This window comes from Micromonospora sp. NPDC048947 (assembly GCF_040649495.1).
Classification (GTDB): Bacteria; Actinomycetota; Actinomycetes; order Mycobacteriales; family Micromonosporaceae; genus Micromonospora; species Micromonospora alfalfae.
Genome location: NZ_JBEZFO010000036.1, coordinates 1 through 26948, shown reverse-complemented (window position 1 = coordinate 26948; position 26948 = coordinate 1). Strand labels below are relative to the sequence as shown.

Sequence of the window (26948 nt, the reverse complement as noted above, 5' to 3'; positions counted from 1 at the left end):
ACGCAGGCCACGAGTTCTGCCGTCACACGCAGCACGCCCGAGTCAATCGTGCTCCGCTCGAGGCGGAGCGCTTCAGTTGGTGAGGCCTGCCCACTGAAGCGCTCAGTCACAGCCCGACGAATCAGACAGTCAGCTCGCCATGGCAATGGGCGGCCATCCAAGACGTGCGGGATATTTCTGTCAACTTGGCAGCGGCGAAGTGGACTTAGGTTGGCTTGACTGTCCGTATGCAGGCGACGGACGGTGCTGTTCGAGGCGGAGGCGATGCAGCCGTTGATGTCAGCCGGATCGAGGTGCGTTTTCGAGACCCGTTGGAGCGCGCGCTCCAGGTCTCGTGGCTTGAGGCTGCGCAGGACATCGTTTTCGAGAGTTGTCCTGCGGTACGGCCGTTTCCCGTTCGGTACGGGCGTCGCGTTGCTCCGGGCTGGTGGTGGTCGTCAACCAACGGGCGGCTGGTGGCGTACGGGTCCGGTGTCATGCGGACCCAGCTGATGCTGATGGACTGGGATCCGGCGGTGGTGGCGCTGGCCTGCCGGCCGGTGGAGCTGGTGTGGCGTGAGAACGGGCGCGGCGTCGGGCATGCGCCGCAGTTGATGGCCAGGCTGAAGGACGGCAGTGGCCTGCTGGTCGACTGTACGGGGCGCAGCGGGCCCTCTGCCCGGTTGGCTGAGCGGGCGAGGGTGGTGGCGGCTGCTGCGGAGGCGGTGGGCTGGCACTATCGCCTCGCTGGGCCGCCGAATCCCGTGCTGGTGGCCAATGTGCGGTGGCTGGCGGGTTACCGGCATCCCCGGCACGCCGCAGGGCCGTGGATGCCGACTCTGATGGAGGCGTTCAGCAGTCCGCGGCCGGCGGTGGAAGTGGTGCGGGAGCTGGGTGACCCCATCGCCGTCTGGCCTGTGGTCTTTCACGCCCTGTGGAGCGGTGTGCTGCGGGTGCGGCTGGATGAACCTCTGCACGAGCGTGTCGTCGTCTCGGCAGCGCGGCAGGAGGCCGAAGCAGCGTGACGCAGGCGGTTGTCGAGGTCGGAGCGCGTCTTCGCTACGACGGGCGGGTGTGGACGGTCGCCGTGCTGGAAGGTGCCCGGGCCACGCTGGTGACCGACGAGGGTGCCTCGGCGGTGGTGCTGCTGCCGTATCTGTTCGCCGACCCTTCTTTCGGAGTGGAAGGCGGGCGGGCGCCGGGGAGAGTGGTGCCGTTCGGGCTATGGGAGGCATTGCCGGAAGAGGTGCGGGAGCGGGCGCAGGCGTGGGAGCGGCATGTGCGGGAAGTGGAGACCGGCTTTCCTGAGGCAGTCGGGCAGGGCCGTCCGCGTGAGCAGTTCGATCCGGCGGCGCGGAGCCTGGCGCAGCGGGAGCAGGCGAAGGCCGAGGAGCTGACGGCGGCGGGCTGGTCGGCGAGTGTGGCGACGGTGCGCCGGATGCGGGCGCGCTACCGCAGCGAGGGCCTGTGGGGGCTGGTGGATGGCCGGGCAGTGAAGGAGCGGTCCGCGGTAGGGCGGGCCGATGAGCGGGTGGTCGCTGCGATCAGGAGAGTGCTGGAGGAGCAGCGGGAGCGGTCGACGGGCACGCTGGTGCGGCTGCGCCGCCGGGTGGGGTGGCTGCTGGAGGAGGAGTACGGCGCGGGGGTGGTGGCTCTGCCGCCGGTGTCGACGTTCAACCGGCTGGTGCACGCGGTGGCCGATGGGCAGGGGCTGCTGGGGACTGCGGCGCAGCGGCGGTGGCATGTGTCGCGGCCGGCGCCGCCGTTCACGCCGACGGTGGCGATGCGGCCGGGTGAGCTGGTGATGCTGGACAGTACGCCGCTGGACGTTATGGCGGTGCTGGACGACGGTGTGGCTGGCCGGGTGGAGCTGAGCATCGCGCTGGATGTGGCGACGCGCAGTATCTGCGCGGCGGTGCTGCGGCCGGTGGGCACGACGTCGGTGGACGCGGCGATGCTGCTGGCGCAGATGGTGGTGCCGGCGGCGATGCGGCCGGGCTGGGACGCGGCGCTGTCGATGCAGCGGTCGGTCATCCCGTATGAGCGGCTGGTGGCGTTGGACGCGCGGCTCGAGGGGGCGGCTGCCCGGCCGGTGATCATGCCGGAGACGGTGGTGGTGGACCAGGGCCGGGTGTACGTGTCGGCTTCTTTTGTCTCGGCGTGCGAGAGCCTGGGGGTGTCAGTACAGCCGGTGCCGCCGGCGAACGGTCCGGCGAAGGGGAACGTGGAGCGGACTTTCCGCGCCATCTCCGACGGGTTCAGCCAGTACCTGCCGGGCCATACCGGCTCGGACGTGTCGCAGCGGGGCGCGGCCGCGGAGCGGGATGCCTGCTGGAGTCTGGCGCAGCTTCAGGAGTTGTTGGACGAGTGGGTCATCTGCGGGTGGCAGGAGCGCGCGCATGAGGCGCTGCGGCACCCGATGCTGCCGCGGGTCGCCGTCTCCCCGAACGAGATGTGGGCGGCGCTGGTGGCGGTGACGGGGCATGTACCGGTGCCGTTGTCCGCCGACGACTACGTCGAGCTGCTGCCTGTGCGGTGGCAGGCCGTCAACGATTACGGCATCCGCTTCGGCTACCGCACCTACGACCACCCCGGCCTGAACCCCTACCGGCGCCGCCGCTCACCGCGGGCGGACAAGAACGGACGGTGGGAGGTCCACCACAACCCCTATGACCCGAACCGGGTGTGGGTGCGCCTGCCCGAGGGCTGGCTCGAGGTGCCGTGGGTCCACGCGGCGGCGGTCCGGCGCCCGTTTACCGCGTTCACCTTCGACCACGTCCGCCGCACTGTGGAACGCCGGCATGGCCGTGAAGAGCACGAGGCGGCGATCGCCCAGGCACTCGATGCGCTGCTGCGCCGTGCCAGCCAGGGACTGGGCAGCAGGCGAGAGCGAACGGTAGCCGCCCGGGCCCAGGCTGCCGCGCAGATGACCGATCACTCCCCCGCCACCGCCCCGCAGCAGTGGCCTGCACCTCTCGCGCCGGGGGCCTCGTTCGGGCTGCCCGGTTCCTTCACCGTCCCGCTCAGGGATGCCGACAGCTGGGACACCGACGACAGCCTGGACGACATCGAGGACGACCCGGACGGCGAGGACTACCTTCTCGCCGCCCTCGCCGACGGCCAGGACGCCGCGGCAGACCATGCGGATGAGGCCGAAGCATCCAGGCCGACGGGCGAAACGGACCGGGACCAGGCCGCTGAGCAGACGCTGGACGCCGCCGGGGCGGGCGGCATGCGCATCTACGACCCGTACCAGGAGGCCCAGGCATGGTGACGACGGCGCAGCCCACCACCACGAGCACGTTCAGTCCGCTGACCACGTGGGACGGGTGGCAGCAGTTCGTCGACACCCCGCACGCCCCGGCACGGGACGCCGGCGACCAGAAGTGGACGCTGGAGCAGCGGGAGGATTACCACGCGCGGTTCGTGGTGCTGAAGACCCCCGCGATGGACGCCATCTCCACCGCGGTACGCCGCCTGCTGCTGCTCAACCGCGGCCAGCAGGGCGGAGCCCGGCGCGGACTGATCATCTCCGGGCCGGCCACCACCGGGAAGACCACCGCGATGCAGCAGCTCGGGCGCACCGTGGAACTCGCCGACCGGCGCCGCCACCCGAACCAGGAGGGGCGGCTGCCGGTGCTGTTCATCACCGTGCCGCCGTCCTCCACCCCGAAGATGCTCATCAGCGAGTTCGCCCGCTTCCTGGGCCTGCCGACGCTGGAGCGGATGAACCAGATCCAGATCACCAACGCCGTGTGCGAGCTGCTGTGCGAGATGGGCACCCAGCTGGTCCTGGTCGACGACGTGCACCTGATGGACACCCGCAGCCGGGCCGGCGCCGAGACCTCCGATCAGCTGAAGTACCTCGGCGAGCGGATCCCGGCGACCTTCGTCTACTCCGGCATCGACGTCGAAACCTCACCGCTGCTGACCGGCGTGCGCGGCTCCCAGCTCGCCGGCCGATTCAAAATCGTGCGCAATCAGCCACTGCGCTACGGCAGCGACGCGGACAAACAGATCTGGCACGACCTGGTGCGCAGTATGGACAGCGCCCTGCGGCTGCGTCGGCACCGGCCCGGCACGCTGGTCGCGCACGCCGCCTACCTGCACGCCCGCACCGGCGGACGCATAGGCAGCCTCTCCCACCTCATCCGCGAAGCCGCCCTGGTGTCCCTGCTGGACGGCACCGAGAAGATCACCAAGAAACTGCTCGAACAGATCGAGCTCGACACAGCCGCCGAACAACGGGCCCGGGCACCACACCGCCGCCGGATGCCCTCGCAACGCCAGCCCTGACCGGCGGGGTCTGTCCCAACCGTCCGTCCCGATCCCTCGTTTGGCCTCTGCTCGGATGCCAGTGCATCCGAGCCCGCTAGGAACGGCCTCTGCTCCCTGATGCACGACTCTCCTCCACCACAGCCGCAGCCGCCGCGTACGGCTGCGGCACGACCGGGATCGGTGCGGCTGGCGCCGTTGCAGGGCGAGACGAACCTGTCGTACCTGGACCGGCTGGCCGACCGCTACCGGCTCGGCGTCAGAGACCTCATCCCAGCCCTCGTCCAGGTCGGAGGGGGCCTGTTCAAGGGCTACCGGACGGACGGCGAGGTCTACCTCAACGCCGAAGCCCGCGCCCGCGTCTCCGCGTTCTGCCGTGTGCCCGAGGAGACCCTTCAGCGGGCCCTGCCCGCTTGGACCGCCCAAGAACCCGTATCGCCGGACGGGGCGGGCGTGGCCGGGCGGTTCCGCTTCGGCAGCGTGGTGCCGGCCGCAGGGGAAGGCTGCCGGCTGTGCACAGCCGCGCGCACCGGACGTACCAGGACCGTACGGCTCTATCTGCAGCCGCACACGCGCGCGTGTCCGCGCCACCGGCGCTGGATGCTCGGCACCCACTGGATCGACGGCGCACCGGCGGGCACCGAGCAGATCGACCTGACGGGACTGCCGGAGATGCTCGTGGCGCATCGGCGGCATTTGGACCTGCTGCGCCATCGGCCGGACGCCGCTCGTGCGTTCGAGGTCGCGCACGCCGTGGTCGTCTCCTGGTGGGCGCAGCAGTGGCCCGAAGAAGAGCAGTGGCCGCGCCGAGCGCTGCGACTCGCACCGCCGGGCACCGATCCCGGGTGGTGGCGGCTGCTGGCCAGGGACGCGGTCACCTACCCCGAGACCGTCGCCCTCACCTCGGTCCTCACCGACGAACGCACCAGACAGCGGCTGCTCACCGACACCGGCCGCCATCTGCCCCACACGCTTGCCCACACCCCTGCCTTGGTCGCCCAGTTGGCGCGGGCCACGAAGCGGCCGTGGCTTGCCGAGCGGATCGCCTCGACCTCAGCCGGTCCGCTGCTGCTCTGGGCACAGCACTGCGTACGAGCCGACGCGGACGCAGCCGTCACCGACCAGCTGTGGACACTGCACATGGCGCACCGGCCCCGCCCCATCGCCCGCGAACTCACCGCCTACCGCGACGCCCCGCAGCGGCCGGAGAAGACCGCAGGCGGTACGCGGCTGCACCTGGGGCTTCGCCACAGGTCGGATCAGGCGTTCACGACCGGTCTGGCGCACGCCCGTGCCTACGCCGCCGTCCACGGCCACCTCGCCGCACCGATCCACAGCCGCTTCAACGGCTTTGCACTGGGCCGATGGCTGTCCAATCACCGGAAATTCCCCGCGATGCCACCCGAACACGTCGCCGCCCTGGAGGCGCTGGATCCGTGGTGGCGGCCGCCGTGGACGGTGATGTGGCAGCGCTTCTACTACCAAGCCCGCGACCACGCCCGCGACCGGGGCGGCCTGCGACCCGAGCACGGCTTCCCCACCACCAGCTTCGGCCTGGGCGAATGGCTGTACAACCAGTGCACCGGCTACGACGACCTGCACCCTGCGCAGCAACGCCTCCTGGCCGACATCGGCCTCACCCGCGAAGCCGTACGGGCGGCCCGGCCCCGCCGCAAGCACATGGCCACCCACTTCCAGCACGCCCTCGCCTGCGCACGCGCCTTCGCCGACGCCCACGGCACGCTGGTGAACGCGACCACCGACACCGTCCAGGACGGACTGAAGCTGGGACAGTGGCTGTCCAATCAGCGCAGCAAAGACCGCGCCTACCAGCACCGCCACGGCACCCCCTCACCCCGGGCGCTGGCGCTGTCGGCGATCGATCCCTGGTGGAACCCGCCCTGGACACTGGAATGGCAGCGCTCCTGGCACCAGGCGCGCACCCACGTCCAAGACGGCCACGTCCTGGACGCTGCAGCCGGGTTCCCCAGTATCAGCAGCGCGCTGGCCACGTGGCTGACCACCCAGTGCGCCCAGTACGGCACACTCCAGCCCGACCAGCAGGACCTACTCGCCCGCATCGGAGTCACCCCGGACCGGGCCCGCGGCGCCGCCGCACGGCCCGCCGAGCGCGAGGCCGACTTCGCCGTCGGCCTTGGCTACGCACGCTCCTACCACTCGGCACACAACACCCTCGCTGCCGCGATCAGCACCGTCCACGACGGGTTCGAGCTGGGGCAGTGGCTGCGCCGGCAACGCCAGTACGCCCGAACCGACGCCGACCGGGGCGCACCCCAGTCTGTCGCCGCGCAGGCGCTGACTGCCGTCGATCCGTGGTGGCGCCCGCCCTGGAGCCTGGCGTGGCAGCGTGCCTGGCAGCACATCCACGACCAGGTCAAGGCCGGCCACCGGCTCGACGCCGACCGCCACTTCCGCAGCTTCGCCCCCACCCAGCGGGCCTGGCTACGCCTCCAGCGCACCCGCTACGACGACCTCCACCCCGACCAGCAGCGCCTCCTCGCCGGCATCGGCCTCACCCGCGAAGCCGCCCGCACCCGACCCATCACCCCGTACGCCGAGACCGCACTCGCCCATGCCCGCGCCTACGCAGCCGCCCACCACACCCTCGCCGTTACCCACTCCACCGTCCACGACGGCTTCCCCATCGGCCGCTGGCTCAACGACCAACGCCAACAAGGCCGACGCGACACCACCCCCAACGCCCGCCACCAGGCCCTCACCGCGATCGACCCGTGGTGGAACCCTCCCTGGGACCTCGCCTGGCAACGCGCCTACACCCGCGCCCGCACCACCCAGGACCGCCCCGGCGGCCCGCCGTCCGACGTACGCGCGTGGACCACCGCACAACGCACAGCCTGGGATCGTCTACGACCCGAGCAGCACCCGCTCCTGACCGAACTCGGGATCACGCCCAGCACCGGGGACCCCGCCAACCAGTCCCGCAGAACCAGCCGCGCCTACCCGCCCAGCCCCGGGCTCACCCACGCACGCGAATACGCCCAGACCCACGGCCACCTCTCCCCCAGCGCAGACACCCAGCACGACGGCTTCCCCCTCGGCAGATGGCTCGTACAAACACGCCGCAAAGCCCGACAAGGACGCCTCTCCCTCACCACCACCCGCATGCTGGAAACCATCGATCCCTGGTGGAACCCACCCTGGCCCCACACCTGGCAACGCACCTACCACCAAGCCCGCGAGCAGCACGACGCCGGCCAGGACCACTCACCCACCATCCAGCGGTGGGCCGGCAGACAACGCACCGGCTGGAACACCCTCCATCCCGACCAGCAGAAACTTCTCTCCGCCATCGACATCCACCCTGCGTGAACTGACGTGGCCACCGCTGCCCGACCCGGGGCACGCCCGACCGCCCTTTTCGGCTCTCCCGGAAAAACCCAAAAAAGATCCGGCATCGAGGTCACGCAACGGGGCCCTCATAGGCACTCACCCTTCGAAAGCCGAACCCACACCCATCGGGAGCCTCAGCGATGTCGGAGTATCAAATTGCAGTCCTCGCCGCCGGGGCCGCGTATCTCGCAAGCGTGCTGCGGATGTGGATCCGGGTGCACAGCCGCACCAGCATGGCCCGCACCCGCAGCCGACATCGCAGCGAGATGATCCGGGGACTGCCCATGGGCAGCCGGGTCATGGACGAACACGACAAGATCACCGTTGAAGTGGGCGGCGGACCGCAGGCGACTGAGAGGCAAGGGGGCGGCAGTGTCATCGTGGGTGAATGAGTGGTCGGCACAGGCAGCCTGCCGGACCGCGGATTCGGACGAGTTGTTTGTGCAGTCCGCGGCACAGAGCCGCCACAAGGCGGTGTGCACCAGCTGCCCCGTGAGAACTGAGTGCCTCGCCGACGCGCTCGACAATCGAGTCGAGTTCGGCGTGTGGGGCGGCATGACCGAACGCGAACGGCGCGCCCTGCTTCGCAGGCGTCCCACCGTCGCGTCCTGGCGCGCGCTGCTGCAGAGCGCACGTATCGAGTACGAGCAAGGCACCGGGCTGCTTGTCGAAGAACGACCCAGGCAGCCCAAGGAGCAGCAGGGTCTGTCACCGGAACAGGAACAGCAGTACGGAGCCCTCTTCCGGATCCGCTTCGTACCGACCGTCGGGTTCCTGATCGCCACCGGCGCGGGCCGGCACGACGCTGAGGACGCCACGCAGAGCGCCTTCGTGCAGCTGGCCCGGGCATGGGAGTCGGTGACGCACCCCGAGGCCTGGCTGCGGACCACCGCCTGGCGCATGTGGCTCAAGGCCAAGGGCAAAGAAAGAACCTGGTCCCTGGATCCCGCCGACCTGCCCGAAGCCGGTGTGCCTGACCCTTGCGGCGACATCGCCGAGCAGGTCGATCTCGTCCAGTTGCTGCGGCGGCTTCCTGTTCTGCAGCGCACGGTAATGGCCTTCGAGATCGACGGATCCACGCCAGCACAGACCGCCGAGGCTCTGGGAGTGCCCAGTGCCAACGTCCGCCAGAACCTGCGCCGGGCGCGTCACAGTCTTGAGCGCATGCTCCAGGAACAGGACGAAGGAGGTGCACTGTGAGCAACTCGCCCAGGCGCAGTGCCGCCCAGCCAGTAGACGGCGTGCTGGCCTCCGCCATGCAGCGCCTGACCAACGCGTTGGAGGCGACCACGGATATCAACGGCAGGCTGACAGCCGCCTTGTACGCCGCCGTGCTTCCCCCCGCGCCTCCCGTCAAAGCCTCGATCGACACCTACCTCGACCACGGCCGGCAGGAACTGCAGGCAGCGCTTGAGGCCACCACAGACGTCGAGAGCCACCTCATCCTGGCCCTGCAGGAAATCGACCTCGATCCGCAGACCGGCAGCACCAGCGACGAGTAAGCACACAGACACAGCCGATAGACCTGACCTCACCGGCCTCACCACCATCGGTATCCACCCGGCTACCTGATCACATCCCCCGACCTGTGCCGGGGCGGCGCCGGGGTCAGGCACGATATACGGGTGAGTGACGCGCGTTTCTTCAATGACGAGCCCTTCCTTGACGACGAGGGGCCCGACCTGCTGGGGCGTGAACAGTACGCACGGCATGCCGTGGAACTGCTGGGGCGCGTCCGTGCCCAGACCGAGACCGGCGTGCTAGCGCTGATCGGTCCCTGGGGCTCCGGCAAGTCGTCGGTCCTGGGCAAAGTGATACGTCTCCTACAGGGCCAGAACGATCTCGGGACTTGGCTGGTTGCCGAGCTCAATCCATGGCTGTACTCCGATCTGGAATCGCTGACCGCAGCACTGTTCAGCGAGATCCGAGCCGCTCTACCCAAGGAAGAACGCTGGTCGGAAGTCCGCCAGAGGATCGGTGGCTTCGGGCAGGCCATCAGCCCCCTGGGCAAGCTCACCGCGCTAGCAGGTCTGGACTCCGAGGGCCTGGTCAAGGCCTTCAGCGACCGCATCAGCGGAGACACCAGTGCGTCGGCCTCCAAGCGCAAGGCCGAGGATGCACTACGGCAGGCAGGCCAGCCCGTCCTGGTCGTCATGGACGACCTGGACCGCCTCACCCCCGACGAACTGCTCCTGGTCTTCAAGCTGGTGCGTCTGGTGGGCCATCTGCCGAACGTCTACTACCTGATCAGTTTTGACGAGCAGACACTCCTGGACGTCCTGCAGCGCAGTGACCTCGTGGGAAACAGCGAGGCCAGGGCCCGCGAGTTCCTCGAAAAGATCATCCAGGTACGGCTCGACCTTCCCGCGTTCCGCGAGCGCGACGCGGCCGCCATGAGCATCCGCGCGCTCAACGCCCTTCTGGATTCCCACGGCCTGTCCATGACACCGGGCGAGGAGCGACGCTTCTCCGATGCCTACTTCCGGCACCTGCAGGCCAGTCTGCAGACACCTCGGGCCGTCAAACGCTACTTCGGGCAGGCCGACGCCACCCTCGGTTCCCTCGCCGGAAATGTGGACCTGGTCGACTTCCTCATCGTCACCTTCCTGCGCACCAACGAGCCCGGCGTCTACCGGCTCCTGAAGCGGCACCGCGCCGTACTGACCGGCACCAGCATCGACCCGGCCCATAGGCACAGCGCACAGCAGCCCGGCGAGCGAGCCGAACGCTGGCGCAGCCGCCTGCGCGAAGCCGGCGTGGTGGAAGAGCGCGTCGAAGGTGTACTCAACCTGCTGGCCCTGCTGTTCCCTACCGTCCAAAAGGACCTCGGCAACGGTAGCGACGCGAAAGCCGCCGCCCAGCGCCGCGGGATCGGCAGCGCCGACTACTTCGACCGGTACATGGTCTTCGGCGTCCCCGACGACGACCTTCCCGAAGCCATCTTCGACCAGGCCCTGGCCCAGCTGACCGCCGACGCACCTGGAGAGGAAGCAGCCGAACTGCTGCTCCGCCTCCGTGACGACACCCACCGCATCACGCGCCGAATCGAGCAGCGCCGCAGCGCCGGCATTCGCCTCCCTGCTGCTGCGTTGCTTAGGGCCATGGCAGACAGTTACGGGCAGCTGACCGCCGAACCGGAAATGATGGGGCTGGTCAACAGCGGCATGAGCCTGCAGTTCCTGGCCCGGGACCTCCTCACCGACCTCCCACCAGAACAAAGGGCCCCGGTCCTGGCCGCCATGGCCGCCACCCCCGACGGAGCGGTCCTGGCCGTCCGGACCCTGCACCGCGTCACCAACCCGGACAACAACGACTCCGAGGAAGTACAGACCGCCGAAGACTGGTCTCTTCAGGCCCGCGACGCCGTAACCGAGCAGATCGCCCAGCATCTCGCACCCACGACGGGCAGACCTGCTGAGGAACTTACCGAGTCCGACACCGACCTGATCTGGATGTGGCGCCACACCCACCCCGACAGCCTGCGCCCCTGGCTCCGCCAACGCCTCGACAACAGATGGGAACCGCTCCCCCTCCTGGGTAAACTCCTCCACCCCGCATCACGCCCGCACCGCCTGATCGACGAAAGCGTCCTGGCCGGCCTCGACGCAATGTTCGGGCTCGACGACCTCTACACACGCCTGCACCCCCTCCTCCAGACCCAGACCAGCAACAACTCCGCCGACGAACACCACGCCAACATCCTGCAAGCACTCCGCGAGCACCGCCCCGCCACCGGCCAGACTCCACCCTCAGACTCCGGCACCACGGCATGACCCCGCGCCCGAAGAACACCCCGTCCGCGTTTCGAGTAGCGGCCCACCCCATCTGCACGCCACCCAAACAACCTGCACAACCCCAGGCCAAGAACCTGCAAAACCTCAGCAAGCCACGCTCAGCAGCACCAACAACGGCCCACTACAACTGAGAAACCCCCAGCTCAGAACACGCACACTGCGCACAAAAGATGACCCACGACAATGCGGGTGCGCGCCTTCGGGTTTTGCGTGGTGCGCCAGTTGCGGGGCGTGGCGGTCATGTAGAGGCGGTGCGCGGCCGGGATGGCGCGGTCGTCGTGAATGAGTGCCCAGCGTTTGTCCCAGTCGCCGCTGGTGCGATGGGCTTCGTCAGCCAGGGCGAAGACCCAGGGCGGCAGCTGTTCGCCGCGGTGGGCCTCAGCGATGGTGGGCAGGGAGGCGTAGGTGGCGAAGACCGCGATGCGTCCTCCCCCGGCGACACGGCGGGCCAGCACCCGGGCACTTCCGGTGAGCAGCAGATGGCCGCGCAGGCTGCGGTCGTGGACACCCGGCAGTGAGCAGACGCCGATGAGCTGGTCGAAGCCGCCGTCGGCCAGCCAGCGAGCCGCCGTCTGGGTCAGGAGTTCCAGGGTCGGGACGAGGACGAGGACGGGGCCGCGCTCAGCGAAGTGCTCCGCGACGCGCTTGCCGATGAGGGTCTTGCCGGTGCCGCAAGCGGCGATGATGGTCGCGGCCGCGTGCCGCGTCCCGCTCAGGGCGTCAACTCCTGCAGCGACGGCTTCTCGTTGGTGGGGACGCAGCTCAACACGGCCCGGCATGTGACGCGCTGACTCCCTCCTAGTGAAACTGCGTGCCCGCGGGGCACCTTCACCAGCCTGTTTGCAGTGGAAAGCCTGGCAGCTTTGCCACAGGGTCCGGCCGACACTGACCGAAGCTGCTCTTTCTTTTCTTCGCGCGTGCGTAAGAGGTCGCCTCCGGGACCGGGTGTGCGCCAGATGGGACTGTTTCGTCAGCCCGGGCTGCCTGCCGAGGGGCAGCGGGAGTTAGATGAAGCCGCAGCCAGACACCCCGGAAGGAGCGCCGCCGTGGCGGAGCAGCGAGACGAATGGCTCGGGCGGCGCCGGATGCACCTGCGGCTGCGGTTTCTGCAGGGCGAGTCCACCGGCTCGTACGTGACGCGGCTGGCTGCCCGCAACAACCGCCCTGCGCAAGAGGTACTGCGGAGCATGGGCACCGGCCCCGTGCCGGTCGATCCCCAGTACACCGAGATGTACGTCAGCCGCTACGCGCGCGAGCGGCTGGCCACCCTGGCCGGTTACACCGTGGCCGAGATGCAGGAGCGTCTGATCGGGCTGCGCGACGAATTCCTCATGCCCAAGAACGCCAAGGACGACTGGGAATGGCCCTGGGACGCGCGGGCCGGCTACATCGTGCAGGCTTGCTCCCTGTGTGCGGCGCGCCGCGGTACCCGCTCGCCCTCCTGGCTGATCCTTCCCGACCCCTGGCAGGTGTGCCTGCGCCACCGGCGCTGGACGGACAACTCCCGCAGCACCAGGCACCCTTACATCGATCTTGGCGAGCTCGCGGAAGTCGTGCGCGCGCAGCAGCGCCTGAACCGGATACGCAAACGCCTGGGCCCGGCCGGACGGTGGGTGTTCGCTGACGCCTGTTCCATCCTCGTGCGCTCCGGGTACCTCGAGGACCCGGCAGAAACAAAGCAGTGGGGTGCCCTCGCGGCGGAGCTGGGCGAACAGCGAGTGCGGCCGCTGGCGCAGTTCAGCCGGCTTTCCCTGCTGACCCGGGACCTGGCCTGGCTCGAGGTGCGCCGCCTGAACGGCGTACTGGGCAGCACCGAGTACCAGGACTGGCTGCCGCGGACAACGCACCGGCACGGCTACCGGTTCACCGAGCCATTGACCGTCTGGCACCGCCAGCACCGACCGCTCAGGCAGGGCATTCCGCACCTTTCCAGCGGAGAAGTGCCCGCAAGCGTCGACGTACGAAGGGCGACAGGTCATGCCCTGCCCTCCCCTTTGGCACCGGTGGAGGAGCTGACGTGCCTGCCGTGGGTGCGCATGCCCAACTCGATGGACCGGCTGTTTCTGTAGTCATCCGCGCCGCGTACGGCTGCTTCGGCCTCGGCTGAGCAGGGACCTGGTGGATCTCCGGCAGTAGGAAACCTCCGTCAAGGAAACAAGGGCATCTGCATCCTTTCGGGTGAACTCCTGCGGCTGCGTCACACGAGATGGGAGGAGGCCCGGAGCCTGGTGGACGTCTGCCGCGCAGCAGGGCACGGCGCGGCACGAGGGGAGCAGTTCGTGGACTTACAGGTGCGCTACCGCGACGACATGGGCCACGAGCGCCTCAGCGCTCCACGGGCGTTGTGCGGACTTCCGGTGGAGGAGTGGCCGGTGCTGCACGAGCAGCGCGCCTACCGGGGGCGGAAGTCGAAGGTGCGCCAGTGGTGGTCGTCGACCACGAAGAAGGAAGTCAGCTGCCGGTCCCGGGAGCACGCATACGCGGCCATGTTCCTCGACCGCGATCCGCGCATCGGCTACCTGGCTGCGCCGTCGCTGCGGGTCGAATGGCGCGAGGGTGAGCATGCGGGGGTGGTGAACCCGGCGTTCTTGGCGCGCACCGTCGAGGGGCAGCAGATCCTCTATCTGCACTCCCCCGCCGGAAGGGAGCCGGACGAGCAGGAATGGTCGGTGGCCCGCGCGGCCGCCGCGCAGGCGGGATGGCAGGTGGATGTCGCCCGCGCCCCGGGCGGCCAGCTGCGCCGCAATGTGTACATCGTCTCGCAGTTCCGTCACGACGAGTTCGCCGACGAGAGCGTCAGGGCCGTCCTGCTGGAGGCATTCGCCCGGCCCCTGCCGCTGAGCAGGGGCGCCGATGCTGTGGATCTACCCCCCGGGCAGGGCCGTGCCAGCAGCTGGAACTTGCTGTGGGCGCAGGATCTAATGACGGACTGGGATGAACCGCTGACCCCCGACAGCACGGTGTGGGCGGCCGGAGCAGCAGTATGAGCGCCGTCCTATCCCTGCCGGTCGACGCTCCGAACGAGCCGGCCGGGACGCTCCGGCCGGGGATGACGGTCCGGTGGAAGAGGGGCCGCTATCTGGTGGGCGCCTTGCAGGGTGCCAACGTGCACCTGGCGGCGATGGACGACGGCGGCCAGGACGCGCTGGTACTGGTCTGCATCCTGGTATCCGCCCCGGACTTCGCCGTGCTGAAGGCCGACGGAATGCCGAAGGAACCGGAAGCGGTGCCGTACCTGTCCGTGCTGGACCGGCTGGACAAAGAACAGCTGGAGCACGTGCGCTGCTGGGAGAAGCATGTCCGGGAGGTGCTGACCGGCCGCCCTGTCGGCGCCCGGAACGGCGCCTTCACCCCGCGGCACGGCTACGATCCCGCGACCACCACCCGCACCGCCCGCTACGCCCTCAAAGCAGCCGAGCTGAAGGCGGCCGGTCTGACCGGGTCGGTCGCCACCGTGCAGCGCAAATGCCTGGCCTACGAAGCACACGGGCTGCTCGGCCTGGTCGACAAGCGGTGGCTGCGCACGAGCACCGTCTACGGGAACGTCGACGAGCGGGTGGTGGCGCTGATCCGCCAGGAGGACAAAGCCCAGCGCGGCGCGTCGGCGGGCACCTTCTCCCGGCTGTACAAACGGGTGCGCACGGCGTTGCGACGCGCGCACCCGGACGAGTACCGGGCCCTGATGCCAGCCCGCACCACCTTCTACGACCTGCTCAAGCGGCTGGGGATCTCGAAGGAGTCGCTGGAGGCCGCGCCCGGGCAGGGCAGTGACGCCACCACGCCACCCGAGCCTCCCTACCATCCGGCGCCAGTGTCGTTGCTGGGCGAACGCGTGGAGATCGACGGCACCGGGCTGGACGTCCTGGCGCGCGGCGACGACGGGCGTCCCGTGGCGGTTGAGCTGACCTACGCCCTCGACATCCTGAGCCGCACCTTCATCGCCGGAATGATCGTTCCCAAGTCTTCGGGCCGGAAGAAAGGGCCGGGCAGCCGGCGCCGCGGCGGCCGCAGCACCAAGTCGCTGGATGCCGCACTGCTACTGGGCCAGGCGATGGCGCCGCTCGCGGCGCGCCCCGGCTGGTCGCCACAGACGCTGGCCGCCAACTCGGACCTGCCCTACGCACACATGCTGGCCAGCGATCCGCGGATGACCGGCGCCGCGGCCCGGCCGGTCATCCGCCCGAAGACGGTGGTCGTCGACAACGCCAAGATCTTCAAAGCCCGGCACTTCAGGGACGTGTGCAGCATGCTGGGCATCGAGGTGGAGTCCGCCCGCGAGCGCACCCCCACCGACAAGGCGGTCATCGAACGCACCAACGCCTCGGTCAAGAGCATGTTCTCCCAGTTCGTCGCCGGCTACACCGGCAACAAGCTGGCCACACGCGGCAAGGACGTCGAAAAGGAACAGCTCTGGCCGCTGAACAAGCTGCAGGACATGTGGCACGAGTGGGTGGTCACCGAGTGGCAGCAGCGGCAACACGAAGGACTGCGCTCCCCCTTCCTGCCTTCTTTGATCCTCACCCCGAACCAGATGTATGCGGCGGCGGTGGCCATGGAAGGCGCCGTGCCGCGGCCTGTCACACCGGATGAGAGCCGCATGCTGCTCCTCCAAGCGAAGCGGACCGTCACGCGCGACGGCATCAAGATCGGCAACCGTACGTATGTCAGCCACCGTATCCGGGAGTTCAAGAACCGCCACACCGGCATCAAGGGACAGGGCCGACGCTGGCCGGTCTACTACAACCCCTACGAGCCCAGCCGGGTGTGGCTGTACGACCACACGGTCGAGAAGGACCCCGACCACAGTCCGTGGGTGCCCTTCGACTTCAAGCACCGGCACCTGATCCGCGACTCCTGGACCCAGTATCTGTGGGAAAAGGCCGCCGACCTCGTCGCCGGCCTGGTCGGCCGGGAAGGCAGCGAGGAAGAAATCGCCCGGGCCGTGGACGATCTCCTGGCCCGCGCACGGCGCGGCCCCTCCCCCACCCCCACCTCTGCCAAGCCGGTGGCCGCGTTCGTTCCGCAGCCCCTGGAGATCCCCGAAGCGCCGGTCAACCCGTATGCGGGGATCACCCGGGCCGAACCCGGCAGCGTGACGCCCGCACGGTCCCTCAATGTCGATGCCAAGGACCTCTTCCCCGGCCGCCGTGCCGCGCTGGCGCCCACTGCGCCCGAACGTGCCGCCTCGTCTGCCGCGCCGATCCAAGCGCGCCCGCCGCGGCGCCGTCCCGCCTCTGAGGGAGGACAGAGTCTGGGCGGATCGGCCAGCGACATTTTCCGGGAGCTGGCATCGGATCCGCCCGAGAAGCCGCCGTGGCCCGACCAGGACCCGCCACCGCCCAGCCAAGACTCGCAGGAGACGTGATGGACGCTGCGCGCACCGCCCCGAAATCAGTCACCCCCGCAGCTCTCGCTGCGCGGTGGCCCCCTCTGGATCCCGAACTGCTCACGGTGCGGGAGGGGTTCATGGACTTCGTGCACCGCAAACTCGAGCCTCCGGATCTGCAGGACTGCGCCCCCAAAGGCACGAAGGTCACCGACACCGACCCGCGGATGATCTACCACGGGGAGATGATCCCCGTCAGCACCCCTGACGTGACCCAGGGCCTGAAGGACGCGCGGCGAACCCTGCGCACCAACCGGTTCCGCCCCACCGGCAAACGCATGAACATGATCATCGACGGATGTGCCGGCAAGACCACGCTGCTGCTCCAGATCGGACGCGCGTACCAGGGAGTGCTGGAGACCGAACGCCGGCCGGACGATGAGTGGACCCCCGTGGTCTACATCAACGTCCCGCCGCGTCACGAGAGCAACATGGACTGGTCCCTGCCCTTCGCGGACTTCTTCGGCATGGACCACACCATCAACATCGACAAGCGGACCTACCGCAGCACCGACATGACCGAACCGGTCGTGCACGCCATGCGGGAAAGCCGTACCTCCCTGATCCTCATCGACGGCGTCGACCGCATCCACGACAGCGGCCTGGCCACCGCCTTCGATTACTTCGACTGTCTCCAGGCCCGCCTGCGCGTCTCCGTCATCTACAGCGGTCGGGGCGCCACCGACATCGTCAACGAAGGCCTGCACAACCGCCGCCGCACCGAACGCCCCCGCACCTCCGAGCAGTTCCGCAGCAGTCTGCCTGTCATGCGGATCAGCCCCATCCCCCTGCACGCGGGACAGGAAGGGGGATGGCGAAGCGTGTTGCAGCGCTACGACGACAACCTCCGGCTCTACAACCACAAGCCCGGCGCACTGCTCGACCTCGAGGAGGAACTCCACGCACGCACCGGCGGCTACATGGACAGCCTCGACCAGCTCATCTGCCAGACCGCCCAGCAAGCCATCGAAGACCAGAGCGAAGCCATCACCCAAGAAGCCCTCGACGACATGATCGTCGGCCGCAACGACCCCGACAACAACTGGGATTAGGCAATCCCGGCGCCAGCACGGCGGGAAGCCGCTGACCGGTTCTTCACTCCGCAGAAGGCTGCAGGCACAGGCTGCCCTCGGGAGGGGCCGGTCCCGACACAGACAGGTGATCATCCTGCAGGAGTCGGACGTCATCACGGTACCGACCGGCGACGGCCCCCAGCTGGCGCTGCTGTTCAGCATGGACAGCGATCCGTTGCGCATCTCCGCGGCACGTCTTGTCGCCTACTCTGACATGCTGCGGCGACAGTCCACGGTCCGGTGCGCACGGCCGCAGGACAAGCCGCTCGTGGAGCGGGTCGGGAGCCTGCTGCGCAGCGGGCTGGCCGACCTCGCCCCGCGAACCCGCCAGGATGCCGAGCAGTACCTGGCAGATCTCGTCGCCACCGTGAACGGGGACCTCGCCGGGCGCCAGCGGTCCGGTGCGGGCTGACTCTGCCAAGTCGGCCTGCCGTACCGCTCGCTTGGAGGTCACGGTCCGTCAAAGGGCGGGCGGCGACGCCCCCGGAGGATAGATCAAAACGGTCTGCGACAGCTGTCACACGGACTGGTCCGCCCGCAAAGTCCTGATCGTGCACGGTGCCGTGCTGCGTCGCTCGCTGTAGCGGGCGGAGCCTTCTGCGGGCGCTACCCGACGGGGCCGTCACGCCGAACCGCGCCGTCGGGTAGTGGCCCCAGTTCCTCAAATCTCGGTGGTGGCGGAAGGACCGCCGCCTTCTTGCTCGTGACGCGTCCCCATCGTTGTCGCCGGGTGATCAGTCCGAAGAACGGATCCGCCCTTTCGGGGGCGTAGACGAGGAGTGCGAGCGGGCCGTCGTGCTCCCGGGCAGTTGCCTGCATGGCAGCAACGTCTGTCGGGCTCGGTCCGGACGGTGCGGGATGGCTATGCCACTCGCCGACGTAGCCGGTTGGATCATCGCCCGCTCGCTGGGCCAGGAACGCTGCGAGGCAAGCGTTCGCTGTGACGTCATCGCGCACATACCTGTGGGTGGACGCTTCTTGTCCGTCGACGACGAGGGCATGGGTGACTACGACGTTGGCGTCTTCCCGGTAGCCGAGGAGGATGCCACCCGTTTCCCGCGGCAGTTGCTGGGCGGTCGCGGACGCGATGACCTCGTATGCGTCCCGGCGCAGCTCGATCCGTGTTGCCGGCCGGGTCATGGGGGGCTCCCTTCTGGTGCGGAGTGGAGGTGGCGCGTCTCCCCTGCGGGGTGGAGGGGACGGTCCACGAGGAGGCCGATGGCGTGGCGGACGGTTGCCCCTGCCGCCTCGATCACCGCGTGGGGCGGCGTTGGGGAGATCGGGCTTCCGCAGCCTGCTTCGAACAGCGGCGGTGCTTCGGTGTCGGCCCTGGTCGTCGAAGGCGGCAGCGGTGCGGCGTCGTCGAGCGGTGGCAGTACGTCGATGCGATAGGTCCTGCCGTCGTTTTGGAGCGCTGCGGAGAGGACCCGTGTGCCCAGCGATAGGGCGCTTACGTGCAGGAGCGCGGTGGTGGCGAAGTCGGCGGTGGCGTTCACGACGAGGTCGTGGTTCCGCAGAAGATCAACAGCGTCGGCGCCCGACGTAAGTGCGCGATTGATGGTGTTGATGCCGCCGACCAGCGCCTCGTTGTGCCTGACGAGGTGTTGCTTGACTGCTTCGGCTTTTGGCAGTCCGACCGCGTCGGGTCCCACGAGGTGGCGGACGAGGTTTCCCGGCATGACGACATCGTCGTCGATGAGAGTGAGGTGACGGACACCGGAGCGCACCAGCATGTCGGCGATGAACGAGCCCAAAGCGCCGACACCGACGACCGCGACCCTGGATCCACGCAGTTCGGGAGCGAGGACGCCTGCGCGAGCGGACCGGGCGAGCTCGGTGTCCGCCGCCGAGCGCAGACGTGTGACCACCGTGCCACCATCCTTGGCGGGCGCCACGTCCAGCACGATCGCGCCGTCATGAGTGCCGCGTTGGTAGATCAGCACGACGATCGCGACCGACTGCTGACGAATTCTGCGGTCCAGGTCCGCGTTCGAGTCGACCCGGGCGGAGATGTCTGCCCAGGTCCGCAGCGGCACGTCCACCTTGCCGAGGTCGGCTACGTACCCGAAGCGGTCCTTGCCGCCTTCGAAGGCTTTCCTGGGGCGGGTGCCGTGCTTGATCCGCATCGTCTTGTTGCCGGACGGGCTAAAGCGGACAAATCGGTTGAGGTACGGAGCGAGGTCGTCGTAGAGGTAGAGGCGCCGGTCCGCGGACGGCTGGAAGTACCGGTCGAGGTCGAGGTCGGGCCGATCGTCCGTCCAGCCGGTGTCCGCGCGCTCGAACCACGCTGTGATGTGTTCGAGGAACGCCGGTGCCTCTGTCCACCACAACCCGTCGTGATCGTCTTCGGCGACCAGGCACAGGCCGCCGTCCGGGTCGCGGTGCCAGGACCAGGGCACTGCGTCATGATCGACCGGCGCCACCCTCGGTGGCCGAAACGGGAAGCGGGGCGGCAGGTCGATCACGACGCGGGTCGTGCCCGCAGAGTGCGGGACTGGCCCTTCCCATCCTGCTTCACTCTCGCTGAACCCGGCGCGGATCAGGCCTTCCTCGAAGTGCTGCTGTGCGTAGGCGACGTACTCGTCGAAGCTGACAGAGGTCACCCGAAGGTCCTCTTGCCAGCAGGCACGACGCGGGCGCCGGGCGAGATCGCGGATGCCTTCTTGCTGCCGTCCTCGTTGAAGCCGGGCGGCATCGGGAAGACCGTGTCTCCATCGCCGTTCACACCCAGCAGTTTCCGGAACGCCAGCGCGGCCTTGCCCGCGTCCTCCTCGTCGAGCGCAGCTTGTGCCGACGTCGCGGCGTCGGCGAACCGCGTACGCGCGGTGTCCAACTCGTCGTCGGTCGCGCGGATGCGGATGGTGTGTCCGGGCAGTGTCGGATCGGTCACCGCGATGCCGTAGGTCACGAAGCTATCTACGATCGTGCTGACCTCCCGGAGTGCGCAGACGTAGTACTCCGCCTGGTCGTTGCCCGAGACTGCGCCTGAGGCGAACGCCTGATAGGCAGCCATCTCGATGAAGAAGCCCCCGGGCTTCTTCTTGCCGAGCAGGGCACGACGAGTCTGCCGGAGCAGCTTGACGGTCGGTACGTAGTACTCGTCGTGGTCCGCATTCATCGTGCTCGACAGCTCGGTCAGCCCGTCAGGGTTGGTGCGCACCCACTCGTTCCCGTCGCCCTTCTGCGGGATCTCCCACGTTCCGTCACCGAAGGGACGGGCGGGCACCGCGTCGACGTAGAGGTCGTACTCCGGGAAGGAGACCTGCAGACTCCGGTCCTGACGCTTGGTACGCCGGTGCCCGTCGGCGTCAGTGCCGAACTCCGCATGCAGCACCTTGAAGAATCTGTCGAGGATGTTCTTGGACGTGACCTCCCCAGGGACATCGGCAAGGCGCACGAACACGTCGACGTCCTTGATCCTGCGGATGGACACGTTGCGCTTGTAGGAGCCGATCAGTACTGGGCTGACACCGTACTCGGCGAGTCTCGAGTCGGCCTCGAGGGCATCGCGGACGAGGCGATGAGCCTTGGGTGCGTTGGTCTTGTCGTCGCCGGGCTCGATGGAGCTCAGCGCATCCTTGAACTGCTGCTTGAGGTGAGCCATCGGGCCCTCCGATCCTAGATGTGACTGCATTGGGTAGCGCGGAGCCCGGCTCACACCACTGACAGGGCCGCAAACAGGCATTTACGGCTGCTCGTTCACCACAGTACGACCCACCACTGACACCCCCCCGCACCAGGACTAGATGATCGTTTACGGCGGTGTTCGTGCACACCTGAGCCACGTTCTTCGTGCAGGTGGGAGGCGCACTCGAGGCTGCCGCCTCACGGTCAGGAACACGCCAAGAGCGGGGCTCCAGGGCCGACACGGGCCCCGATCGGCGGCAGGAGCAGGAGGCGGCCGGGGCGACACATTCCGCACATCTGCGGCATCTGCGGGACCGGGCTTCTGGCGGCTCCCACAGGCGGCCGTCCGCCACTGGTGGAGATCCCCACCGCAGCCGGACAGTAGCGTCACCAAATCGCGCTGATCGTGCGTCTGGCGTCGGCCGGCTCCATGGTTGATGACGCACGCCATGTGGCGGAGACCGGGCAGGATTCCTACGGGCCGGGGCACCACACCGGCTACCACCTCCCGCCCTCGGGCCCGGGCAGCACGGACGGCCCGTGCGGCGCCTATCTCGTCACCGACACCGGCAACGCGTACCTACCCGACGATCCCGGTGGCTTTGTCCACGAGAACGGGAGTCGTTTATCAATGAGTGCGGGAGGCACCTCAAAGCGGGGCCAAGTCGATGTTCACGAGTTCGGGAGGCACCCGCGGTGCCGCCCTGTTGAGCACAGAGCGGCCAGGGGCACCTGACGGCGCCGGTGGAGTGTGCCGGCAGCACCCTCCACCGGTTTCCCCTATGCCATGAGCTTGTGCAGGGCGAGCACCGTCGCGCCTACGGCACTGAGCCCGGGCAGCGGACCCGCCAGGCTCAGGACGAGGGCGCCCGCCAGGACGCCGGCCAGCAGGATGATCGCCCAACGCTGGGGCAGGGGCTGGGGGTTATTGGAATCTGCCACGTACCTGTTCTCCTTGAAGAGATCCTCGAGCAGGCGGCCCCGGATGGCCCAGGGGGCCGTTCGTGTCTGTGCGAACGACGTGGCCACCGAGCCCGCGTTGAGCGGGCCTAAAGTCCATGGTGAGGGGCCTGGAAGAGCCTTCGTCAGGACGTGATCAACGTTTTGATCCGGGTAAAGTCCTCTAAGAGAACCTTTACCCGGATCAAAACGTCGGGATCAAAACGTTAACCTTCCTTCGTAGCTGATGCACTGGAGACGAACGAGCGCAGACTGCGCCGGCTGCAGCAGATGCGGAGGACCGGCTCGGTCACGAATGCGTCTGAGGCCCTGGGAGGAATCTGGAAGGCAGGGAAGAAGCCGGACTCGATCGTCTTGCGCAGCGCTTTGCTGCGGGCCGACGGGGAACGGTCGAGACTCACCAAGCTGGTCCTTCCGCGGGGGATAGCACTGCGCTTCTACCTGCTGGCCCTCTTCGAGGCGCAGTGCCGGCTGGACACAGGAGGCCTCTGGCAGAACGTTCGCCGCCTGAAGGGGGCCGAATCGTGGTCCACCCTCGTTGCCATCGACGGTACGTACGACACCGCGTCGGGTGGGTACGACGCCGCGTTGCAGAACATGCCTCCAGATCTCCGCGGTAGTGCGAGCGCGGAGGAGCGGTGGCGCACGAGGAAGCTGGAGGACCTGCGGCTTCGGCAAGTCAAGGGAGCCCTGAGAACTCTGGAAGAACTCGGGCATGAAGACGCATTGGTCTCCATGCCCCGGGGCGCGCGCGGACAGCGGTTGTACGAGGACTTCTCACTCATGGAGGAAGGCGGGCGGGGCGATATGCCGACCCCAGACTTCTACACCGTCCCCGTCCGTAGCTCAGCCGCCAGGACGATCACGCTCCCCAAGGACTTCTTCCTGAAGGGCTGGATCCAGGTGCTCAATCCTTCCGAGGTCGCCACCTGGCTCATCTTGAGATGGATGAGCCAGTGGGCGCCCAGGAAGCACCGCGTGTCGGGCGTCTTCCTCACCACGCGGCCCCGCATGCAGGCCTTCGGCCTGCGTGACGATGCCTGGGAGGACGGGTGTCAGCGCCTTCTCGAATTCGGTCTCATCCGCCACGCCGAACCGCCCGAGGGGCTAAAGGCTGCCCTGGACGCGATCGCCGACCCCGTCATAACAGCGCTCTTCTCCCAACCGACTCGCGTCCGCCAGCCTTACCAGCCGCACTTTTGGCAGATGACCGACGATGGGCTCGCCGAGAACGCCATGCAGGCGCTCGACCGGGAACTCACCCATCGGCGAGAGGCACTCGCCGATGCCGCCATGAAGCGCGGGCAGCACGATCCCGAGCGCCTCGCCGACCATGCGCCGACCGACGAGTGAGGCGCGCACCGCACGCCACTGCCCTGAGCCCGGCCCGCTTTGCCGAGGGGGAACCTCGAACCGCCGACCCGGCCGTCAGCGACTCCCAAACTCATCGACATTGATCAAGCAGCGGGGTCTCGCATTGACTCCAGGAGTCGTTGATAGACGACTCCCGTTCTCGTGCACAGAGCCAATCCCGGTGTCTACGCCGCGGTGACCACGTACGTCTGGGAGTGCTGGCAGGCTGCGCGGCAGGAATGGGCACAGCGGATCGGCGGCGCCACCGCGGTGGAGGGGCTGCTGCTCTTCCACGGACCGCTGCCGATCGCTGTCGCGCTGGGCTGGCTGACGGCCCGCGACCGGATATCTCTGGTCCACCACGACCTGCGGCTGGCACAGGGCACGGCGCCGCCTTCGGCAGCGGGATCGTCGTAGTCTGCCGGGCCGTCATGCGTCGATGACGAACGCCTTCTCGTACACCTGGTGCGCGTTGACGTCCTCGTACACGGTGGTCGGGCGCAGCCGGTTCCATCGGTTGCCCAGCAGCAGGGACAGGCCCATGGGGCCGGCCTGGAAGAGGTGGATGACCGGGTGAGGGCGGCAGGCACGGCGGAGGTGTTCCCGGATGCCGACGGCGAGGGCGTTGGCGGTTGCGGCATCCGGAATGGAGTTGTCCTTGGCCCCACCGGGCGGGCGCAGCACCAGCAGCCGGGAGACAGGGATCTGCTGCTCAGTCAGGAAATCCAGCACATCCTGCGCCGGGTCGGTGGCGACCGCGATGGCAACAGCGAGGTCAGGCCCGAGATCGAGGGCGTGCTCGTCGACGGCCGGCGGCAGCGGGGTCTCGTAGGGCTCAGCCGATGACCACAGTTGGCCGCGCTGGACCACGGCCAGGTCGGCGCCGGTCACCATGCGGAAGGCCGCACCGACCACGAATGCGGGTGCCAGACGCAGGCTGCCGGTGACGGCAACCGCGGTGGTGCCGGGCGGCATCCGATACGGTGCGGCTTCGATGTCTTCCTGCAGCTGAGCCCAGGTTGCCGGGGCCAGCGGGCGCCTCTTCAGATAGGCCGAGGCGCCTTCGAAGCGCTCCGCCCAGTCCACCGCGTAGTCGGCGTCCTCGGCCATCGGGTCCGGCTTCAGGGTGGCCAGGGACACCACCGCACGTGACGAACCCGCCGCAAGCCGCAGAGCCTGGATCGCCTCGCGGATGTCCGCCAGGGACAACCGACGCTGCCCGTCGGCGACTTGGCGGGCGACCCAGTCCGCGCCGGCGTGCATGGCCTCCTCGTCGAACCGCAGGCCGGCTGCGAACATCAGCATCTGCAGGTGCTCATGAAGATGCATCACGTCCCGCGCCAGATCGAAGCGCAACACCCGAAGCAGGTCCAGCAGCATCTCCTCGCTCAGCCCGGCGCCGTCGGCCCACCGCGTCCGTGCCTGCCCCTTCTTCGACTTCGGGCCCTGCTGGGCCGCCTTTGGCACCAGCAACTGGGTGCGGGAGTCCCGCAGTGAGACCAGCGGATCCTCCGCATCCGGGGACCGGTTGCTCAGCAACGCAAGATCGACCGGTGTGCCGTCCTTGGTGAGCTGCTGCCAGGCCTGCGCCACCTTCCGCAGGATCGACGAGCCGCCGCGATCGCTGGGCTTGAGCAGGTAGTCCTCGTTGACCGGGGTCGAGCTGTCCGCCGCGTACTTGACCTGCATGTAGGTGTGCGGTGGTGCCTGCCGGTACAAGACGACGTCGTCCAGGTTCCCCGCGTCGTCGACCTCGACGCCCACCGCCACCACCGGGTTGGGCGCCCGCAGCGCCGCATCCCGGACAGCGGCGACACACCCCTGCCACGCAGCCAGCCACTGGTAGCGGTCCCCTGCAATACGGACGCCCGTCGAGCTCGGGGCAGGCAGGTCAGGCACTGAAACGATCTCCCAGGCGTCGGGGCACCGCAATTGCGGCCATCAGCATGCTCAGCAGATCATCGCCGCAAGCAGGGCCGAGCCGAAAGCCCTCAGACCTAGCCAGTCGCCGGGCGGGGTACAGGCTCTCGCCCGCCCACCTTGCGTAGCGGAAAACCCCGAAAACCCTCCTCGGCCGCTGCCTCTTACTGCGTCCGAAAGCAGTTGATGTGAGTCCGGACTAAGTTGCGACGTACCAGCTCAGAGGACCTCACATCAAAGAAACAGCAGGTCAGATGCTTCAGAGAGTCGTCCGGCGCTAGTCGCGACGCCGCAGGTCAGAGGCTCTGAAGCAGCCGACGCAGGCTTTACCTACTGCTGGTCGTGACACCGACAGGCACGCAAACCCTGCCCCCGGCACCGCAGGCGGCGCGGACCATGCGGTTCCCCGCCGTATCGCGGGCGGAAACCGTCCCACGCGTACGCAAGAACGGGACGAACAGCCGGGCAGCGGCAGGCCCCTGGGGTACGCGGGCAGCCGACCGGCCGCCGGGCAGGGCGGGACCTGCCCCGGCCAGGCCAAGCGCTCCCAGGACTGCCGGGGCCGCGTCTGCATGGCTACTGCCCCGGCACAGTCTCACCAGCCCCGCGCACCGTCCCCCGGATGTCACCCCCCGGAGGCTGCCTCCCGGATCAGCGGCTCGAACTCCCCCCGCACATACACATCGAACGGCTCCCTCAAAGCACCGTCGATCACCCGCCGCACCCCATGCTCCGCCGCGAACTCCTTCAACGACGCACGGGACCCCGGCTCCACAGCCCCACCGATGATCAGCACCCCGAACCCCCCGCCCTCCAACAACTCCCGGGCCTCCTCATCCCCACTCACACCCTCCGCGTCGAAACCATCCGCACGCAACGTGGCCAGCACCTCCGCCACCCTCGCGGGCGTCCTGCCCAGCACCAGCGTCCTCACGGCCAATCCTCCCAAGCGCGTCGATATCACCGCCCCCGAACCTAAAACCTCAACCCAACTCAAGGTCAACCCCGACACCCGCCCCACACCCACGAGGAAATCCCCTGTCCGGCCGGCCAATCACACAGGCCTCTTCCGCCCCCACCACCTCTCCGGTGGTCCCGCACATGGGCCTCCCGGCCCTCGGATCCGCCATGACTCCCCCCTTCCTCAGCCATGAGCGGGAGACTCACCGGGGCCGGAAGCACCGACAACCCGCCAGCCAAGAAGCGGGC

Annotated in this window: 22 protein-coding genes and 1 pseudogene; 16 read left to right on the top strand and 7 right to left on the bottom strand. The window is 68.6% G+C overall.

The window, feature by feature from the left end; genetic code table 11:
- Positions 1-227 precede the first annotated feature (227 nt).
- The 9 genes and pseudogenes from AB0B98_RS31965 (at position 228) to AB0B98_RS31925 (ending at position 11399) form a co-directional block, all read left to right on the top strand.
- Entirely contained in the window at positions 228-1004 is a 777-nt protein-coding gene (locus tag AB0B98_RS31965; RefSeq protein ID WP_357367470.1) for a TnsA-like heteromeric transposase endonuclease subunit, read from the top strand.
- Entirely contained in the window at positions 1001-3253 is a 2253-nt protein-coding gene (locus tag AB0B98_RS31960; protein WP_357367468.1) for an integrase, read from the top strand. The genes AB0B98_RS31965 and AB0B98_RS31960 overlap by 4 nt, the downstream gene beginning before the upstream one ends.
- Entirely contained in the window at positions 3247-4275 is a 1029-nt protein-coding gene (locus AB0B98_RS31955) for a TniB family NTP-binding protein (protein WP_357367466.1), read from the top strand. The genes AB0B98_RS31960 and AB0B98_RS31955 overlap by 7 nt, the downstream gene beginning before the upstream one ends.
- A gap of 99 nt (positions 4276-4374) precedes the next feature.
- A complete protein-coding gene (locus AB0B98_RS31950) occupies positions 4375-7605 on the top strand; it encodes a Helicase associated domain protein (protein ID WP_357367465.1) in 3231 nt (1076 codons plus the stop codon).
- Positions 7606-7766: 161 nt separating this feature from the next.
- Entirely contained in the window at positions 7767-8018 is a 252-nt protein-coding gene (locus tag AB0B98_RS31945) for a hypothetical protein (RefSeq protein ID WP_357367463.1), read from the top strand.
- Positions 7999-8259, top strand: a pseudogene (locus AB0B98_RS31940) (WhiB family transcriptional regulator); the annotation flags it as partial. The gene AB0B98_RS31945 and the pseudogene AB0B98_RS31940, both read left to right, overlap by 20 nt.
- A 267-nt stretch (positions 8260-8526) precedes the next feature.
- Positions 8527-8826 carry a sigma factor-like helix-turn-helix DNA-binding protein gene (locus AB0B98_RS31935; RefSeq protein WP_357367479.1) on the top strand — a complete coding sequence of 100 codons (300 nt, stop codon included), beginning with the start codon at positions 8527-8529 and terminating at the stop codon, positions 8824-8826.
- Positions 8823-9128 carry a hypothetical protein gene (locus tag AB0B98_RS31930; protein ID WP_357367461.1) on the top strand — a complete coding sequence of 102 codons (306 nt, stop codon included), beginning with the start codon at positions 8823-8825 and terminating at the stop codon, positions 9126-9128. The genes AB0B98_RS31935 and AB0B98_RS31930 overlap by 4 nt, the downstream gene beginning before the upstream one ends.
- Positions 9129-9251: 123 nt before the next feature.
- On the top strand, positions 9252-11399 hold the full coding sequence (locus AB0B98_RS31925) for a P-loop NTPase fold protein (protein WP_357367459.1): 2148 nt from the start codon (positions 9252-9254) through the stop codon (positions 11397-11399).
- Between the two features lie 164 nt (positions 11400-11563).
- Here the strand turns inward: AB0B98_RS31925 and AB0B98_RS31920 are convergent, their stop codons facing one another.
- Positions 11564-12199 (bottom strand): DEAD/DEAH box helicase family protein, encoded by a 636-nt coding sequence (locus tag AB0B98_RS31920; RefSeq protein ID WP_357367457.1) that lies wholly within the window; start codon positions 12197-12199, stop codon positions 11564-11566.
- 267 nt (positions 12200-12466) lie between these two features.
- Between AB0B98_RS31920 and AB0B98_RS31915 the strand changes: the two genes are divergently transcribed.
- The 5 genes from AB0B98_RS31915 (at position 12467) to AB0B98_RS31895 (ending at position 18291) form a co-directional block, all read left to right on the top strand.
- Positions 12467-13489, top strand: coding sequence for a TniQ family protein (locus AB0B98_RS31915; RefSeq protein ID WP_357367455.1), 1023 nt, complete (start codon positions 12467-12469; stop codon positions 13487-13489).
- 210 nt (positions 13490-13699) lie between these two features.
- Entirely contained in the window at positions 13700-14407 is a 708-nt protein-coding gene (locus AB0B98_RS31910) for a hypothetical protein (RefSeq protein WP_357367453.1), read from the top strand.
- Positions 14404-16785, top strand: a complete 2382-nt coding sequence (locus AB0B98_RS31905; RefSeq protein WP_357367451.1) for a Mu transposase C-terminal domain-containing protein — start codon at positions 14404-14406, stop codon at positions 16783-16785. The genes AB0B98_RS31910 and AB0B98_RS31905 overlap by 4 nt, the downstream gene beginning before the upstream one ends.
- Positions 16786-16886: 101 nt before the next feature.
- The gene (locus tag AB0B98_RS31900) at positions 16887-17858 is read left to right on the top strand and encodes an ATP/GTP-binding protein (RefSeq protein WP_260611409.1); all 972 of its coding nucleotides are present in this window, start codon (positions 16887-16889) and stop codon (positions 17856-17858) included.
- A 106-nt stretch (positions 17859-17964) separates the two neighbouring features.
- The gene (locus AB0B98_RS31895) at positions 17965-18291 is read left to right on the top strand and encodes a hypothetical protein (RefSeq protein ID WP_125617071.1); all 327 of its coding nucleotides are present in this window, start codon (positions 17965-17967) and stop codon (positions 18289-18291) included.
- 194 nt (positions 18292-18485) lie between these two features.
- Here the strand turns inward: AB0B98_RS31895 and AB0B98_RS31890 are convergent, their stop codons facing one another.
- From AB0B98_RS31890 to AB0B98_RS31875, 4 genes are all read right to left on the bottom strand, one after another.
- The gene (locus tag AB0B98_RS31890; RefSeq protein ID WP_260611410.1) at positions 18486-19019 is read right to left on the bottom strand and encodes a Mov34/MPN/PAD-1 family protein; all 534 of its coding nucleotides are present in this window, start codon (positions 19017-19019) and stop codon (positions 18486-18488) included.
- Entirely contained in the window at positions 19016-20482 is a 1467-nt protein-coding gene (locus AB0B98_RS31885; RefSeq protein ID WP_357367448.1) for a ThiF family adenylyltransferase, read from the bottom strand. The genes AB0B98_RS31890 and AB0B98_RS31885 overlap by 4 nt, the downstream gene beginning before the upstream one ends.
- Positions 20479-21483, bottom strand: a complete 1005-nt coding sequence (locus AB0B98_RS31880; protein ID WP_070201810.1) for a nucleotidyltransferase — start codon at positions 21481-21483, stop codon at positions 20479-20481. Before AB0B98_RS31880 ends, AB0B98_RS31885 begins: the two co-directional genes overlap by 4 nt.
- A gap of 803 nt (positions 21484-22286) precedes the next feature.
- Positions 22287-22448 carry a hypothetical protein gene (locus tag AB0B98_RS31875; RefSeq protein WP_357367446.1) on the bottom strand — a complete coding sequence of 54 codons (162 nt, stop codon included), beginning with the start codon at positions 22446-22448 and terminating at the stop codon, positions 22287-22289.
- A gap of 288 nt (positions 22449-22736) precedes the next feature.
- On the opposite strand from AB0B98_RS31875, the gene AB0B98_RS31870 reads away from it, so the two are divergent.
- Together AB0B98_RS31870 and AB0B98_RS31865 are read left to right on the top strand one after the other, a co-directional pair.
- A complete protein-coding gene (locus AB0B98_RS31870) occupies positions 22737-23819 on the top strand; it encodes a hypothetical protein (RefSeq protein WP_357367444.1) in 1083 nt (360 codons plus the stop codon).
- A 162-nt stretch (positions 23820-23981) separates the two neighbouring features.
- On the top strand, positions 23982-24236 hold the full coding sequence (locus AB0B98_RS31865) for a hypothetical protein (RefSeq protein WP_357367442.1): 255 nt from the start codon (positions 23982-23984) through the stop codon (positions 24234-24236).
- A gap of 12 nt (positions 24237-24248) precedes the next feature.
- On the opposite strand, the gene AB0B98_RS31860 is transcribed toward AB0B98_RS31865, so the two are convergent.
- Together AB0B98_RS31860 and AB0B98_RS31855 are read right to left on the bottom strand one after the other, a co-directional pair.
- Positions 24249-25718 (bottom strand): SAVED domain-containing protein, encoded by a 1470-nt coding sequence (locus AB0B98_RS31860; protein ID WP_357367440.1) that lies wholly within the window; start codon positions 25716-25718, stop codon positions 24249-24251.
- A 646-nt stretch (positions 25719-26364) separates the two neighbouring features.
- A complete protein-coding gene (locus AB0B98_RS31855) occupies positions 26365-26673 on the bottom strand; it encodes a hypothetical protein (protein ID WP_357367438.1) in 309 nt (102 codons plus the stop codon).
- Positions 26674-26948 lie beyond the last annotated feature (275 nt).

What these genes read in the sequence shown, in the direction of transcription:
- AB0B98_RS31905 (WP_357367451.1), top strand. Translation starts at nt 14,404, where the DNA reads ATGAGCGCCGTCCTATCCCTGCCGGTCGACGCTCCGAACGAGCCGGCC.
- AB0B98_RS31900 (WP_260611409.1), top strand. Translation starts at nt 16,887, where the DNA reads ATGGACTTCGTGCACCGCAAACTCGAGCCTCCGGATCTGCAGGACTGC.
- AB0B98_RS31945 (WP_357367463.1), top strand. Translation starts at nt 7,767, where the DNA reads ATGTCGGAGTATCAAATTGCAGTCCTCGCCGCCGGGGCCGCGTATCTC.
- AB0B98_RS31920 (WP_357367457.1), bottom strand. Translation starts at nt 12,199, where the DNA reads ATGCCGGGCCGTGTTGAGCTGCGTCCCCACCAACGAGAAGCCGTCGCT.
- AB0B98_RS31965 (WP_357367470.1), top strand. Translation starts at nt 228, where the DNA reads ATGCAGGCGACGGACGGTGCTGTTCGAGGCGGAGGCGATGCAGCCGTT.
- AB0B98_RS31955 (WP_357367466.1), top strand. Translation starts at nt 3,247, where the DNA reads ATGGTGACGACGGCGCAGCCCACCACCACGAGCACGTTCAGTCCGCTG.
- AB0B98_RS31890 (WP_260611410.1), bottom strand. Translation starts at nt 19,019, where the DNA reads ATGACCCGGCCGGCAACACGGATCGAGCTGCGCCGGGACGCATACGAG.
- AB0B98_RS31935 (WP_357367479.1), top strand. Translation starts at nt 8,527, where the DNA reads ATGTGGCTCAAGGCCAAGGGCAAAGAAAGAACCTGGTCCCTGGATCCC.
- AB0B98_RS31950 (WP_357367465.1), top strand. Translation starts at nt 4,375, where the DNA reads ATGCACGACTCTCCTCCACCACAGCCGCAGCCGCCGCGTACGGCTGCG.
- AB0B98_RS31880 (WP_070201810.1), bottom strand. Translation starts at nt 21,483, where the DNA reads ATGGCTCACCTCAAGCAGCAGTTCAAGGATGCGCTGAGCTCCATCGAG.
- AB0B98_RS31870 (WP_357367444.1), top strand. Translation starts at nt 22,737, where the DNA reads ATGCGGAGGACCGGCTCGGTCACGAATGCGTCTGAGGCCCTGGGAGGA.